Below are 13,539 nucleotides of genomic sequence, written 5' to 3' on the forward strand. Positions count from 1 at the left end.
CTGTGCCCTAATAAATTAACTTAACGCAAAGTGGGCATGTCACTAGAAAGGTATAGACCGTAAAGGTTGGCGAGTAAATATCCGATTTCATTTTCTGCTGGTTTTAGCGAAAAATAAGCCAATAGATCCTGATTGATCTCTCGAATATAGTGAATATCTTCACTTTGGGTAATTTCCGCTAATATCGCTGGGTCCAGCGCATTAATCTCTTCACCGCGGCGGGTGCGCATTAATGCATTTGCCATATGGGTAATGGCCATAGCGCCTTGGGAGCTATGAACCGGCAACTGCCAAAAATTTTCTAACCGGTTGATAACCTGATCGAGTCCTTGACCAATATCGGGGTCGATAACCCCTGATTGACACAGAATATTGAGACGCGCATCAATACAAATCTCCAAAGAGTGACCTCCAGAAAATAGTCCGGCTCATCGCCTGGTTGTTATGATTAATAGCGAGGTTCTATCTCGCCATTCTGTACCGCCCGCTGGTGGTCAAGCAGCAATGTTTCATTAATGCCTTTTTCCAACAGCAATTTTATTGGGTGATTATCAGGCCGGATAAGGATAACCGCCTGCGAGGCTTGGATATAACGCTCATCGCCCTGTAATTTTATTGCCTGCAAATCTTCATGGGGAATATTATCCGCCAGATTCCAAATAGCAGCATCAATATCACCACGGTTAATATGGGCGATACAATCACTATAAGGCAATTCAACTACTTCGATAGGTTGTCCGGCAAACTTAATCTCAGTCAGTAGACACTGGTCTGGCGAACGCGGATCTAGCCCTACGCGGCGGATATTATGCTGTTCACCACGACGACAAATCAGTTGGTGACCATCCACATAAGAGCCATTTCCCAGATTCAACGCTACCGACACTTTCCCTTGTGCTAAGTAACTTTTCGCTGCCAGATGGGAGACGACAGCCATATCGTAAATGCCATCTATCAGACATTCGATACGTACTTCAGCCCCACGCATATGGGCAAAATAAAGGGGAAGTAAGGTAAATTGTTGCCTTAAACCGCTCGCCAGACCTTCATAAAGTTTGGTGTAGGGCAGTGGCATAGCGCACACCATATTACCCAGATCGGCCTGTTGCAGTAACAGCGACATATTCAGATCAATCAGCAAGGTTCCGTTACGGCCTCGACGTTCCACGATAATCGCGTTATCTGCCTCCAGCACTTTTAATGCGTGCTGCACCACACCGACGGAGATACCGAAATCATCGGATAACTCATCAATGGTTTTAAGCCGATTACCGGGGCGTTCGCCAATTAAATAGCGCGCCATGGATACTAATGCTAACCCTTCTTTTTTTATGAATTTCTTACTCATGGTAGGTCAATTCAGCCTTAATTCACCCAGCAATAAGTTCTGTTACTGGGCAATAAATAGTAAGGGGATAATTTTAGTCGCACGATTAATTTTCAGTTATATGAACATTTAGACATTCATCTGAATATCTCATCGTGGCAATATTAAATTAGGATATATGAGATCTAAATCACGTTCTACCAAATTTAAAAGCAATAAGTAAACGGATTTTTTATAACCGATATGTTGGGGAGGCCGAATAGCATCCCCGAAAGAAATTAAATAAAATTCAATAATTAAATGACTTTATGCGGACCGAAACACTCATAGTGAATCCGCTCAGATGCCACTCCTTGTGCCAATAACTGACGACCAGCAAACTGCATAAAAGCTAATGGGCCACAGAAGTAATAATGCCTGTTGGGATCTGCTGCCAGCCACTGATGTGAACTGAGATCCATCAGGCCTTGGCTGTGATAATCCTGCCCTTTATTATCCTGCTCGCTCGGTTCGCGGTACCACACATGGCGGCTAAGATTCGGCATATTTTCTGCAATAGCTGAAACTTCATCGGCAAAAGCATGAACTCGCCCATTTTCAGCCGCATGCAGCCAATGCACTGGGGCGGAATGTTGTTGGTTATGCAAGGTATTGAGCATGCTTAACATGGGGGTTTGACCCACACCTGCAGAAATCAATGCCACCGGTGTCTCGGGCGAAATATCGAGGAAGAAATCACCCCGAGGCGGGGCAACACGGACGGTATCGCCCTCGTTAAGTTGTTGATGAAGATAGTTCGACACTGTACCTTGCTCTTCACGTTTCACCGCAATACGGTATGTTTTGCCGTTTGGTGCCGCGGTCAGAGAATATTGGCGGATTTCCTGATATTCGAGACGCTCATCTTCAATATAGATACCCAGATATTGGCCCGGTTTGAAATCCAGCACTCGACCACCATCTTCTGGCGCTAGCTCGAAGCTACAAATAACCTCACTCTGCATCTCTTTTTTGATGAGGCGAAAACGGCGCAAAGTCCTCCACCCCCCAGTGCTGGTTTCACTCTGCTCATAAATCTGGCTTTCTCGCGTAATAAACACATCGGCTAGAACACCATAGGCTTTGGCCCACGCATCTAGCACTTCCTGACCGGGGGAGAACATTTCATCCAAAGTGCTTATCAGATGGTGACCAACAATAGAATAATGCTCTGGTTTAATATTTAGGCTGGTATGTTTCTGGGCAATACGTTCCACGGCGGGCAGTAACGCCGCCAGATTATCAATATTCGCGGCATAAGCACAAATTGCGTTGAACAGGGCTTCGCGCTGATCGCCATTGAACTGGTTGCTCATGTTGAAAATGTGTTTGAGTTCAGGATTGTGTTCGAACATGCGATCGTAGAAATGCGCGGTCAGTTTCGGCCCGGTAGCGGCCAGTAATGGGATGGTGGATTGAACGGTAGCGATGGTTTGTTGGTCCAGCATGCGGTGCTCCTTAACTGTTTTCTTCAACTATTTTTCTTCCCGCTATCCTTGACTGCTGCAATGCCAATGATTGGGATTATAAGTTACAAATCAATACATGTATTTTAAATGCATCTTATAGATCGCTACTGAATTTGTAAATCAACATTGCCCTTATAAGGGTTTACTGCGCGGTGCCAGTTCACAGAATGTGAAAAAATCACATAATGAATATGAGGATAATTCCGTTGCTTTGGATGAACTCTGAACAGGTCAAAGCCTTACGCAGTCTGGAGCCAATCGTTTGCGTAAAAACCTCTGTCAAGACCTATCTTAACGGGGGGAAAACAGTTTACACTGTGGCATAGACCCCAAATGTTAGTTAAGTCAGGAGAGCCGGATGTTAAAGCGTGAAATGAACATTGCCGATTATGATGCAGATCTATGGCGTGCAATGGAGCAAGAAGTGGTGCGCCAGGAAGAGCACATCGAACTGATTGCCTCAGAGAACTACACTAGCCCGCGTGTTATGCAGGCACAAGGTTCTCAGTTGACGAACAAATATGCTGAAGGCTATCCGGGCAAGCGTTATTACGGTGGCTGTGAATATGTTGATATCGTTGAGCAACTGGCAATCGATCGCGCTAAAGAGCTGTTCGGCGCTGATTACGCTAACGTTCAGCCGCACTCCGGTTCTCAAGCAAACGTGGCGGTTTACTCTGCTTTGTTGCAGCCAGGCGACACCGTTCTGGGGATGAATTTGGCGCACGGCGGCCATCTGACCCACGGCTCACCGGTTAACTTCTCCGGTAAACTGTACAATATCGTCCCTTACGGTATTGATGAATCTGGCAAGATTGATTATGAAGATATGGCACGTCAGGCTGAAATTCATAAACCAAAAATGATCATCGGCGGCTTCTCTGCTTATTCCGGTATCGTTGATTGGGCAAAAATGCGCGAAATCGCCGACAGCATCGGCGCATGGTTCTTCGTGGACATGGCTCACGTAGCGGGCTTGGTAGCGGCAGGCGTTTATCCTAACCCAGTTCCACATGCACACGTTGTCACCACGACCACGCACAAAACACTGGCTGGCCCACGCGGCGGTTTGATTTTGGCGAAAGGCGGTGATGAAGATCTGTATAAGAAACTGAACTCTTCGGTATTCCCAGCCAACCAAGGCGGCCCATTGATGCACGTTATCGCTGGTAAAGCGGTGGCGCTGAAAGAAGCCATGGAACCTGAGTTCAAGATTTACCAGCAACAAGTGGCTAAGAACGCGAAAGCAATGGTGTCTGTATTCCTGGATCGCGGCTACAAAGTGGTTTCTGGCGGCACTGATAACCACCTGTTCTTGCTTGATTTGGTGGATAAAAACATCACGGGTAAAGATGCGGATGCCGCCTTGGGCCGTGCCAATATTACCGTGAACAAAAACAGTGTTCCTAACGACCCGAAAAGCCCGTTTGTCACTTCTGGTGTGCGTATCGGTAGCCCAGCCATCACTCGTCGTGGTTTCAAAGAAGATGAATCTCGCGAGCTGGCTGGTTGGATGTGTGATGTGTTGGATAACATCAACGACGAAGCCACCATCGAACGTATCAAACAGAAAGTTCTGGCTATCTGTGCGCGTTTCCCGGTTTACGCATAATATCGTCAGATTGATGTCAGTTTATAAAACCCGCGTAATGCGGGTTTTTTTATGTCTATAGCAGGCGGATAAAAATGCTCTTGATGTCATGCGGGAGCTATCGCAGCAGCTGTTGGTAATTTGTAATCCGTATGATTTAAATGTGAATTTAATCACAAACTGTATGTTTGCATAATTACAACATTGCTAGCAGACGAGGCCTCTGTCACAGTAACGGCTGACCTCGGAGGGATTCATGGTATTGCAATCAACACGTTGGCTGTCGCTCAGCTATTTCACCTATTTCTTTTCTTATGGCATTTTCCTGCCTTTCTGGGGCATCTGGTTGCAAGGGGAAGGGATACCGCCTGAAACCATTGGTATTTTGCTTGGTGCCGGGTTGATTTCCCGCTTTCTCGGCAGCCTGATTATTGCTCCTGGCGTTAAAGATCCTTCCCATCTGGTTACCGCAATCCGCATTTTGACACTCCTGGCATTGGCTCTTGCCATCGGCTTTTGGTTTGGTAATGGTTGGGCCTGGTTGATGATAGTTATTGCCGGTTTTAACCTATTTTTTGGCCCATTAGTACCACTGACCGATGCGCTGGCAGCGACCTGGCAAAAACAGATAACCATGGATTACGGCAAAGTCCGGCTATGGGGGTCACTGGCCTTTGTTATTGGCTCGGCATTGACCGGGAAGCTGGTCTCTGTCTGGGGCCATCCCGCCATCCTCTATAGCCTGCTTTTCGGTGTTTCAGCCATGCTAGTGGGGGCATTGCTGAAACCCAGCATCATGCCGCAGGGGGAGGTTAAGCACCGCAATGTGGCCGCAACTCGCTGGAAAGTGTTGTTATCTGATTCGCAAGTGTGGCGTTTTTTACTCTGTGTAACTCTGTTGCAGGGCGCACACGCCGGTTATTACAGCTTCAGTTCAATTTACTGGCAAGATGCCGGTTACTCTACTGCCACCATTGGCTATTTATGGTCATTGGGGGTGGTGGCCGAGATTCTGGTCTTCGCATTCAGTAATGTTCTTTTCCGCCGCTGGACAGCCCGTAGCCTGTTACTGCTTTCCGCGATCAGCGGCATTATTCGCTGGAGCCTGATGGCCTCCACCACCGAACTGTCGTGGCTCATTTTGATTCAAATCTTGCATTGTGGCTCGTTCACTGTTTGCCATCTGGCGGCAATGCGCTTTATTGCCGCTCGACGAGGGCCAGATGTCATCCGTTTGCAGTCAGTTTATTCTGCACTGGCGATGGGGGGAGGGATTGCGGTGATGACGGTTATCTCTGGTTTCCTGTTCGAGCACTATCAGGGCGGAGTATTCTGGGTTATGGCATTGATCGTGATCCCCGCGCTGTTTATTCGCCCGCGAGTGGTCGCGGCACCAGAAAATCTTAGCCACTAGGGCAATTCTAACAAACTACGTAACTGGTTGTTTTGTTGTTCAGTCAGTGGCAATAAAACCTGAATTAATGGGGGCATTGATTCAGGTTGCCGCACAGCATAAGGGGTCAGCACCACCGCGGTACCGGCAGGGGCACCGGACTGCAAATACACATCATGCGGTAAGTATTTAATATGCAGCGGCAACAGGGTCAGCTCACGAACCTGCTGTTCAACTTGCTCTTCCAATAACGGATTATTCCGCGTCAGCAGTAAAATCTGCTTTTCCTGTAATGCATTATCCTGCATCAGCCAGGCACCAAAACTAATGGCTATTAAAGCAATCTCGTCGGCAGAAAATTGAATTTGATACTCTTGCTCAAACGCGACCAGCGCCTGCTGAGTTGTACGTAACAGCCGTGGATATTGGCGGTTAACTTCTTTCAGTGATGAATTATCAATACCGATATTGAAATAACAGCGCTCAATAGCAGGGGCCAGATGGGCAAAAAGCTGGTTCATCAGCATTTCATTGCTGCTCAGCGTCATGCCCGAAAGCTGTTGAAAGTGTGCTACTAACTGATTGATAGCATTGACCAAGCGTGAGTCTTCTGCTGACTGAGTACTGTGATAACTGTGTGCCTTAATCATTGTCAGCATCAGTATTAGCACGTCTCGTTCGATCTTATCGAGTGGGCTACCTAATAGCGGATTAAATGAATCAAACAAACTGTCAGCGGCTGCCTGTGCCGGTTTGCACTCCAGCCATTGTTGCTGGGCGAGAGAGAGCTCTGGCAGGGCTTGCTGCCGACTCTCCCAAGCACAATAGGCCAAATACAGTTGTAAAAACTGACGGTCTTTTTCATTGAGCTGACGATTCAGGTAAGGTTCGCATTGAGCGACTATTTGCGGCAACTCCTCGGATATCAGGTGGTTATCCCATGAAAGCGCATCATATAAACTGGGGGCAAAATGATACTCAACAAATTCAGGGCAATAACGTAATCCACGGCGTAACCAGTGGATGAGGCAGAGCCTTTTGTCGAGCCGGCTGCCGTGAATCAGGCAGGGGTCATCGGCATTGGCACTGAGCTGCAAATGGTAGAAACGCTGGATTTCATTGGCAACCTCGGCTATATCTTGCCGGGTAGTCGGCAGCCCGACGCCATTCAATTGGCTGATAGTGTCCAGTTGTACTGTGCGTGCTGGCATAAATAGCATCAGTAACATATGGCAACGGCGTTGTTGACCGGATAGCTGTTGATCGGAAAACTTTTTATCGGGTAACCGGGGCACAGAAAAAGTGTCCAAGTGCATATAACCTTCCGTGATGGATGTGTCGTTATTCATCATTCTTAAGCATAGCAAAGGAGATTGTATTCGGTTTACTGAGGTAAGAGGCTTTTACATCGACTTACAACTTACATCACAGTTATCGTGGAATTTCCAAGGATTGATTTATGCAGGATATGTTATGTTATAACAAATTCGTTATGGGTAAGCGACTAACAGCCTTGCTGTTAGCGGGGAGCGCTTTTATGTATAGCCAATTGGCAGCAGCCCATCCCCACAGCTTTATCGATATGGATGCCACCCTTGTCAGTGAAAAACAGACGCTGGTGGGTATAAAAATGGTCTGGACGATGGATGAGATTACTTCCGCAGATCTGTTGTATGACGCAGAAAATGCCAAAAGTGATTCTGAAATCTGGAAGAAGCTGGCAGCCGAAGTGATGGCCAATGTGCTTGGGCAACATTATTTCACGGATATATACCGTGATGGTAAACCGGTGAAATATAAAAACTTGCCGACAGAATATCATTTGTCGCGTAAGGGCCATCAGGCGGTTTTGGAGTTTGTTTTGCCCTTGGCTGAGCCACAACCTTTGGTGGGGAAACCTTTTATTATCTCAACTTACGACCCGACCTATTTTGTGGATATGACTTATGCCGGAGATAAGGCCGTCAGGCTATCGGCAGAAATGGAAAAAAGCTGCAAATTAACCTTATTCACCCCCAATCCGAATGCTTCATTGCAGGCTTATGCGCTGTCATTGGATAAGAGTGATTCACCAGGAGAAGATATGGAACTTGGGAAACAATTCGCACAACGAGTCACTGTGCAATGTCAGTAGGGCTCACCTCGGCTTCGCGCCACAGACACTGGTTAATAAATTTATGGCCACTGTTGCTGTTTTTAGTGCTGCTGGCGGGTGCTGCCCATGTTGTCTGGCTCTATTGGCCGGAACTGCTGTTCAAGACGGTGGTCTGGCAAAAAAATATGCATCAGCAAATGGCCCAGCTACTGCAACAGGTTAAAGCTAATCCACATCAGACCGGTTTTGCACTGATGATGTTCAGTCTGATTTATGGGGTGCTACATGCGGTGGGGCCGGGGCATGGCAAAGTCGTGATTGTGACCTATTTAGCCACTCATCCAGCCCAGTTAAAAAGCAGTTTGAAGCTGACGTTTGCCGCGTCAATACTGCAAGGCGCGGTAGCAATTCTACTGGTCACGGTGCTGTTGGGCATGTTGCAACTCTCTTCCCGCTATTTGCATCAGAGTAGTTTCTGGCTGGAAAAAGGCAGCTTCCTATTAGTTATCGCCCTCGGTATCTTATTATGTTACCGGGCAATAAAGCGGCTTTATCAGCAGATAAAAATACTCAAGCCACAAAAAATTACCATCCAACGTATACAACCACTCAGCGCGGATCACGTGCATAGTGATAACTGTGGTTGTGGGCACCGCCATATGCCGAGCACTCAAGAACTGCAAGCGGGGGATGATTGGCGTACTCGGCTGGCGATTGTTCTGGCCATGGGAATGCGGCCTTGTTCAGGGGCTATCATGGTGCTGCTGTTTGCCAAAGTGATTGGAGTCTACTGGTGGGGGATTTTGTCTGCTATCGCCATGGCGATAGGAACATCATTAACCATCTCGTTATTGGCACTGTTCGTCCATTATGCGCGGCGGTTAGCGGTGCGTTTAAGCCACAAACGAGCACCTGCGGCTTGGGGGGCAATAGCGTGGGGAACATTAGCATTAACGGGCGGTATAATTTTGTTATTTGCCGGAGTTTTGCTTTATCTTTCCAGCCAGCCCGATTTCATCGGTGGCATTCGGCCCTTTGGACGCTAAATCTTGCCATAAAAAAAGCCAGTCGGTTAACCCAGACTGGCTTTTGATTTGAAACGGTTATTCGCGAGGAATTAACGTTTCAATGCATCACTGATTTCATCGCTCATTGCTTGAACGATAGATTTCACGATACGTGGATTACCCGCAACAATATTCCCTGAACTGAAATGGTTATGGCCGCCAGCAAAGTCGGTCACGATACCACCAGACTCACGTACTAACAGTTCGCCACCAGCAAAATCCCAAGGCTTCAAACCAATCTCAAAGAAACCATCTACACGGCCAGCGGCAACATAAGCCAGATCCAGCGCGGCAGAACCGGTGCGACGGAAATCGGCACACTGTTCAAACAGTTTGCCCACCACACGGATATAGGCCGGTGCGTGTTGTTTAACTTTGAATGGGAAGCCAGTCGCCAGAATGGTGCCGTCTAAATCTTTCGCGTTGGTACCGCGCAAACGATAGCCGTTTAACTGAGCGCCCTGACCACGGGTAGCTGTAAACAGTTCGTTACGCATTGGGTCATAAACCACAGCAACTTCAGTACGGCCTTTGATGCGTACTGCAATAGAAACTGCGAAATGAGGGAGACGTTTGATGAAGTTGGTCGTGCCATCCAGTGGATCAATAACCCATTGTACATCATCGTCTTCGCCGACCAACTCACCGCACTCTTCACCAATAATGGTGTGTTTTGGGTAAGATTTACGGATAACGTCAACAATCAAATTCTCTGATTCACGGTCAACGTTGGTAACAAAGTCATTACTGCCTTTCTGGCTCGCTTCGACAGCGTCCGGGGTTTCATAATTTTTGGCAATCAGGTTACCGGCCTTACGCGCAGCGCGTATGGCGATAGTCAGCATCGGATGCATGGGTATCTTCCACTAGGATGTTAAAGAACGAGAAACGGCGCGTAGTATAGCAGGGGATCTGATAAATGCCTATGTCTGTGTTAAGATATGGCGATTCCCCGTTATCCTTAGAGTTTGTATGTTACACAATATTCGTATCGTTTTGGTTGAGACCTCACACACCGGCAATATGGGTTCGACAGCCAGGGCCATGAAAACAATGGGATTAACCAATTTATATCTGGTCAATCCTTTGGTAAAACCGGATTCACAAGCCATTGCCTTATCAGCCGGCGCCAGCGATGTGATTGGCAATGCCACTATCGTTGATACCTTGGATGAAGCTTTGGCAGGATGCAGCTTGGTGGTTGGCACCAGCGCTCGCTCTCGTACCTTGCCTTGGCCCATGTTGGAACCGCGTGAATGTGGTGTCCGCAGCGCCCGTGAAGCAGAGCATGCCCCAGTAGCACTGGTGTTTGGCCGCGAGCGAGTTGGCCTCACTAATGATGAGCTGCAAAAATGCCATTATCATGTAGCTATCCCGGCAAACCCGGAATACAGCTCACTGAATTTGGCCATGGCGGTGCAAATCCTAGCCTATGAAGTGCGGATAGCATTCCTTGATCGCCAGCAAGCGGCAGCACCAATAGTAGAAGAAGAGGAAGCCCCTTATCCATTAGTGGATGATCTGGAGCGTTTCTATCTGCATTTAGAACAGGTTTTATCCCACACCGGCTTTATTCGTCAGGCACATCCGGGCCAGATTATGAGTAAGTTGCGTCGTCTATTTACCCGTGCGCGCCCAGAGGCTCAAGAGCTCAATATTTTGCGTGGCATGCTGACATCTATTGAAAAACAAGATAAATATCCGCAACGTGATGCAGATGCCAGTGAGCATAGCGACAAAAAATAATGCTTTATATCAATTGGTTATTATGCAAACGGCCACATATTATCGAGAATGAAATAGATAAATAATACTTGAGTAAATCACTAGGTTAAATAGTTGACTAAAACACTCAAGAATGTCAGAATTCTGGCTTGTTTTCACCAACAGGTAACTTTAGCTATGAGACTGACTTCCAAAGGCCGTTATGCCGTGACCGCCATGCTTGATGTGGCATTACATTCCCAGGACGGGCCAGTTCCTCTGGCAGATATTTCAGAGCGTCAGGGGATTTCATTATCCTACTTGGAACAGCTTTTTTCACGGTTACGCAAAAATGGCTTAGTCGCCAGCGTTCGTGGTCCAGGTGGCGGTTACCTGCTGGGTAAAGATGCATCAGCAATTGCGGTCGGTGCCGTAATCACTGCCGTTGACGAATCTGTCGATGCCACCCGTTGCCAGGGTAAAGAAGGTTGTCAGGGTGGCGATCGTTGCCTCACTCATACCTTGTGGCGTGATTTGAGTGAGCGCATCAGCAGCTTCCTCAACAACATCACATTGGCAGAACTGGTTAATAACCAAGATATTCTAGAGGTAGCGGATCGTCAAAATAACGATACGCGCCGTACGGCCAATGGCCGACCGCAAGAGACGATTAACGTCAATCTGCGCGCATAAGCAGAATCTGCGGAATTTTACGTTTTGGAAGTGATGTACGGAGCATAAGAGCAATGACCGAATCAAAAGTAAAGACACCGATCTATCTGGATTATGCAGCAACGACCCCGGTAGATCCTCGTGTCGCTGAAAAAATGATGCAGTACCTGACTCTGGATGGCATTTTCGGTAATCCGGCCTCTCGTTCTCATAAGTTTGGCTGGCAGGCAGAAGAAGCTGTTGATATTGCACGTAATGATATTGCCGCATTAGTTGGTGCAGACCCTCGCGAGATTGTCTTCACCTCTGGTGCAACTGAGTCTGATAACCTCGCAATTAAAGGTGCTGCTAACTTCTATCAGAAGAAAGGCAAGCACATCATCACCTGTAAGACCGAACATAAAGCGGTGCTGGATACTTGTCGTCAATTGGAGCGTGAAGGCTTCGACGTGACTTATTTGGCACCGCAGTCTAACGGTATTATCGACCTGAAACAGCTGGAAGCGGCAATGCGTGAAGATACCATTCTGGTTTCTATCATGCATGTGAATAATGAAATCGGTGTGGTGCAGGATATCGCTGAAATCGGCGAAATGTGCCGTAGCCGCGGGATCATTTTCCACGTCGATGCTACCCAGAGCGTCGGTAAATTACCGATTGACCTGAGCAAACTGAAAGTCGATTTGATGTCCTTCTCTGCCCATAAAGTTTATGGCCCGATGGGCATTGGCGCGCTGTTTGTTCGCCGCAAACCACGTATTCGTATTGAAGCACAGCAGCACGGTGGTGGCCATGAGCGCGGCATGCGTTCTGGTACCTTGCCAGTGCACCAGATCGTTGGCATGGGTGAAGCTTACCGTATTGCCAAAGAAGAGATGGAAAGCGAAGCTGCACGCCTGCGCTCACTGCGTCTACGTCTGTGGAACGGCATCAAAGATATCGAAGAAGTTTACCTGAATGGCGATTTAGAGAATGGCGCACCTGGCATTCTTAACGTCAGCTTCAACTATGTTGAAGGTGAGTCGCTGATCATGGCATTAAAAGATTTGGCTGTTTCATCTGGTTCAGCCTGTACCTCCGCGAGTCTGGAACCTTCCTATGTGCTGCGTGCATTGGGGATGAACGACGAACTGGCTCACAGTTCAATTCGTTTCTCTCTGGGTCGCTTCACCACAGAAGAAGAGATCGACTACGCCATTGCGCTGGTACGTAAATCCATTGGTCGTCTGCGTGACTTATCTCCACTGTGGGATATGTTCAAACAGGGCGTGGATATCAGCAGCATTGAATGGTCTCACCATTAATTCCAGACTTTAAGAATCAGGAGTAATCACATGGCTTACAGCGAAAAAGTAATCGATCATTATGAAAACCCACGTAACGTTGGGTCATTCGACAATGCAGATCCTACCATCGGTAGCGGCATGGTTGGCGCACCTGCTTGTGGTGACGTTATGAAATTGCAGATCAAAGTCAACGACGCCGGTATCATTGAAGATGCTCGTTTTAAGACTTATGGCTGCGGTTCTGCCATTGCTTCCAGCTCGCTGGTAACTGAATGGATGAAAGGCAAGTCTCTCGAGCAAGCTGAAGCAATCAAGAATACCCAGATTGCAGAAGAGCTGGAGTTACCGCCAGTCAAAATTCACTGCTCAATTTTGGCTGAAGATGCCATTAAAGCAGCTATTGCCGACTACAAAAGCAAACATACCGCTAAGTAGTCGTAGAATAGGTTATTAATAGCTAGCCCATAGTGCGATATTTGCTGTTATGGGCAGCGTCCAAGAGTTGAGGAAGGTATATGTCGATATCAATCAGCGACAGTGCTGCACAACGGGTCAGTGCCTTTTTAAATCACCGTGGTAAAGGCTTGGGTCTGCGTTTAGGCGTGAGGACATCGGGCTGCTCCGGTATGGCTTATGTCTTGGAATTTGTTGATGAAATGAACGATGACGATATCGTTTTTGAAGACAAAGGCGTGAAAGTGATCATCGACGGCAAAAGCATGGTCTATCTTGACGGCACCGAACTGGATTTCGTCAAAGAAGGGCTAAACGAAGGCTTTAAGTTCAACAATCCGAACGTCTCAAGTGAGTGCGGATGTGGCGAAAGCTTTAACGTTTAACTCCTGTTTTTGTTCCTGTCTCAGGCACTTGATGCTTAATATAGCTCTCTTGCACTA

Annotated in this window: 14 protein-coding genes; 9 read left to right on the forward strand and 5 right to left on the reverse strand. The window is 47.5% G+C overall.

Going from position 1 to position 13,539, the window contains the following annotated elements:
• Positions 1–20: 20 nt before the first annotated feature.
• From FTA96_RS05355 to hmpA, 3 genes are all read right to left on the reverse strand, one after another.
• Positions 21–401: a PRD domain-containing protein gene (locus FTA96_RS05355; protein ID WP_050108057.1), complete on the reverse strand. Its 381-nt coding sequence runs from the start codon at positions 399–401 to the stop codon at positions 21–23.
• Positions 402–448: 47 nt separating this feature from the next.
• Positions 449–1,348 (reverse strand): GntR family transcriptional regulator YhfZ, encoded by a 900-nt coding sequence (gene yhfZ / locus FTA96_RS05360; protein ID WP_050108055.1) that lies wholly within the window; start codon positions 1,346–1,348, stop codon positions 449–451.
• Between the two features lie 275 nt (positions 1,349–1,623).
• Complete coding sequence (hmpA, locus tag FTA96_RS05365) at positions 1,624–2,814, reverse strand: NO-inducible flavohemoprotein (protein WP_145505146.1); 1,191 nt, start codon at positions 2,812–2,814, stop codon at positions 1,624–1,626.
• 379 nt (positions 2,815–3,193) lie between these two features.
• Between hmpA and glyA the strand changes: the two genes are divergently transcribed.
• Positions 3,194–4,447, forward strand: coding sequence for a serine hydroxymethyltransferase (glyA, locus tag FTA96_RS05370; RefSeq protein WP_145534613.1), 1,254 nt, complete (start codon positions 3,194–3,196; stop codon positions 4,445–4,447).
• A gap of 235 nt (positions 4,448–4,682) precedes the next feature.
• On the forward strand, positions 4,683–5,840 hold the full coding sequence (locus FTA96_RS05375; protein ID WP_145573302.1) for a 3-phenylpropionate MFS transporter: 1,158 nt from the start codon (positions 4,683–4,685) through the stop codon (positions 5,838–5,840).
• Here FTA96_RS05375 and csiE read toward each other — a convergent pair.
• Complete coding sequence (csiE, locus tag FTA96_RS05380) at positions 5,837–7,135, reverse strand: stationary phase inducible protein CsiE (protein ID WP_145531070.1); 1,299 nt, start codon at positions 7,133–7,135, stop codon at positions 5,837–5,839. The genes FTA96_RS05375 and csiE overlap by 4 nt on opposite strands.
• Positions 7,136–7,287: 152 nt before the next feature.
• Here csiE and FTA96_RS05385 point away from each other — a divergent pair, with 152 nt between their 5' ends.
• Both FTA96_RS05385 and FTA96_RS05390 read left to right on the forward strand, forming a co-directional pair.
• Positions 7,288–7,953 carry a DUF1007 family protein gene (locus FTA96_RS05385; RefSeq protein ID WP_172665644.1) on the forward strand — a complete coding sequence of 222 codons (666 nt, stop codon included), beginning with the start codon at positions 7,288–7,290 and terminating at the stop codon, positions 7,951–7,953.
• The gene (locus tag FTA96_RS05390) at positions 7,944–8,960 is read left to right on the forward strand and encodes a nickel/cobalt transporter (protein WP_050151793.1); all 1,017 of its coding nucleotides are present in this window, start codon (positions 7,944–7,946) and stop codon (positions 8,958–8,960) included. Before FTA96_RS05385 ends, FTA96_RS05390 begins: the two co-directional genes overlap by 10 nt.
• A 71-nt stretch (positions 8,961–9,031) precedes the next feature.
• Here the strand turns inward: FTA96_RS05390 and suhB are convergent, their stop codons facing one another.
• Positions 9,032–9,835, reverse strand: coding sequence for an inositol-1-monophosphatase (gene suhB, locus FTA96_RS05395; protein WP_050108039.1), 804 nt, complete (start codon positions 9,833–9,835; stop codon positions 9,032–9,034).
• A gap of 118 nt (positions 9,836–9,953) precedes the next feature.
• Here suhB and trmJ point away from each other — a divergent pair, with 118 nt between their 5' ends.
• The 5 genes from trmJ (at position 9,954) to iscA (ending at position 13,482) form a co-directional block, all read left to right on the forward strand.
• Positions 9,954–10,727, forward strand: a complete 774-nt coding sequence (gene trmJ, locus FTA96_RS05400; RefSeq protein ID WP_050122965.1) for a tRNA (cytosine(32)/uridine(32)-2'-O)-methyltransferase TrmJ — start codon at positions 9,954–9,956, stop codon at positions 10,725–10,727.
• Between the two features lie 156 nt (positions 10,728–10,883).
• A complete protein-coding gene (gene iscR, locus FTA96_RS05405; protein WP_004707916.1) occupies positions 10,884–11,378 on the forward strand; it encodes a Fe-S cluster assembly transcriptional regulator IscR in 495 nt (164 codons plus the stop codon).
• A 53-nt stretch (positions 11,379–11,431) separates the two neighbouring features.
• Positions 11,432–12,661 carry an IscS subfamily cysteine desulfurase gene (locus FTA96_RS05410; RefSeq protein WP_145573303.1) on the forward strand — a complete coding sequence of 410 codons (1,230 nt, stop codon included), beginning with the start codon at positions 11,432–11,434 and terminating at the stop codon, positions 12,659–12,661.
• A gap of 30 nt (positions 12,662–12,691) precedes the next feature.
• Complete coding sequence (gene iscU, locus FTA96_RS05415) at positions 12,692–13,078, forward strand: Fe-S cluster assembly scaffold IscU (protein ID WP_004393581.1); 387 nt, start codon at positions 12,692–12,694, stop codon at positions 13,076–13,078.
• 80 nt (positions 13,079–13,158) lie between these two features.
• Positions 13,159–13,482 (forward strand): iron-sulfur cluster assembly protein IscA, encoded by a 324-nt coding sequence (gene iscA / locus FTA96_RS05420; RefSeq protein WP_004707910.1) that lies wholly within the window; start codon positions 13,159–13,161, stop codon positions 13,480–13,482.
• The last annotated feature ends 57 nt before the right edge of the window (positions 13,483–13,539 follow it).

This window comes from Yersinia alsatica (assembly GCF_902170305.1).
GTDB classification, from domain to species: Bacteria; Pseudomonadota; Gammaproteobacteria; order Enterobacterales; family Enterobacteriaceae; genus Yersinia; species Yersinia alsatica.

Excerpts from the sequence above, each read along its gene's own strand:
- yhfZ (WP_050108055.1), bottom strand. The coding sequence starts at position 1,348 with ATGAGTAAGAAATTCATAAAAAAAGAAGGGTTAGCATTAGTATCCATG.
- hmpA (WP_145505146.1), bottom strand. The coding sequence starts at position 2,814 with ATGCTGGACCAACAAACCATCGCTACCGTTCAATCCACCATCCCATTA.
- glyA (WP_145534613.1), top strand. The coding sequence starts at position 3,194 with ATGTTAAAGCGTGAAATGAACATTGCCGATTATGATGCAGATCTATGG.
- FTA96_RS05375 (WP_145573302.1), top strand. The coding sequence starts at position 4,683 with ATGGTATTGCAATCAACACGTTGGCTGTCGCTCAGCTATTTCACCTAT.
- csiE (WP_145531070.1), bottom strand. The coding sequence starts at position 7,135 with ATGCACTTGGACACTTTTTCTGTGCCCCGGTTACCCGATAAAAAGTTT.
- FTA96_RS05385 (WP_172665644.1), top strand. The coding sequence starts at position 7,288 with ATGTTATGTTATAACAAATTCGTTATGGGTAAGCGACTAACAGCCTTG.
- FTA96_RS05390 (WP_050151793.1), top strand. The coding sequence starts at position 7,944 with ATGTCAGTAGGGCTCACCTCGGCTTCGCGCCACAGACACTGGTTAATA.
- suhB (WP_050108039.1), bottom strand. The coding sequence starts at position 9,835 with ATGCATCCGATGCTGACTATCGCCATACGCGCTGCGCGTAAGGCCGGT.
- trmJ (WP_050122965.1), top strand. The coding sequence starts at position 9,954 with ATGTTACACAATATTCGTATCGTTTTGGTTGAGACCTCACACACCGGC.
- iscR (WP_004707916.1), top strand. The coding sequence starts at position 10,884 with ATGAGACTGACTTCCAAAGGCCGTTATGCCGTGACCGCCATGCTTGAT.
- FTA96_RS05410 (WP_145573303.1), top strand. The coding sequence starts at position 11,432 with ATGACCGAATCAAAAGTAAAGACACCGATCTATCTGGATTATGCAGCA.
- iscU (WP_004393581.1), top strand. The coding sequence starts at position 12,692 with ATGGCTTACAGCGAAAAAGTAATCGATCATTATGAAAACCCACGTAAC.
- iscA (WP_004707910.1), top strand. The coding sequence starts at position 13,159 with ATGTCGATATCAATCAGCGACAGTGCTGCACAACGGGTCAGTGCCTTT.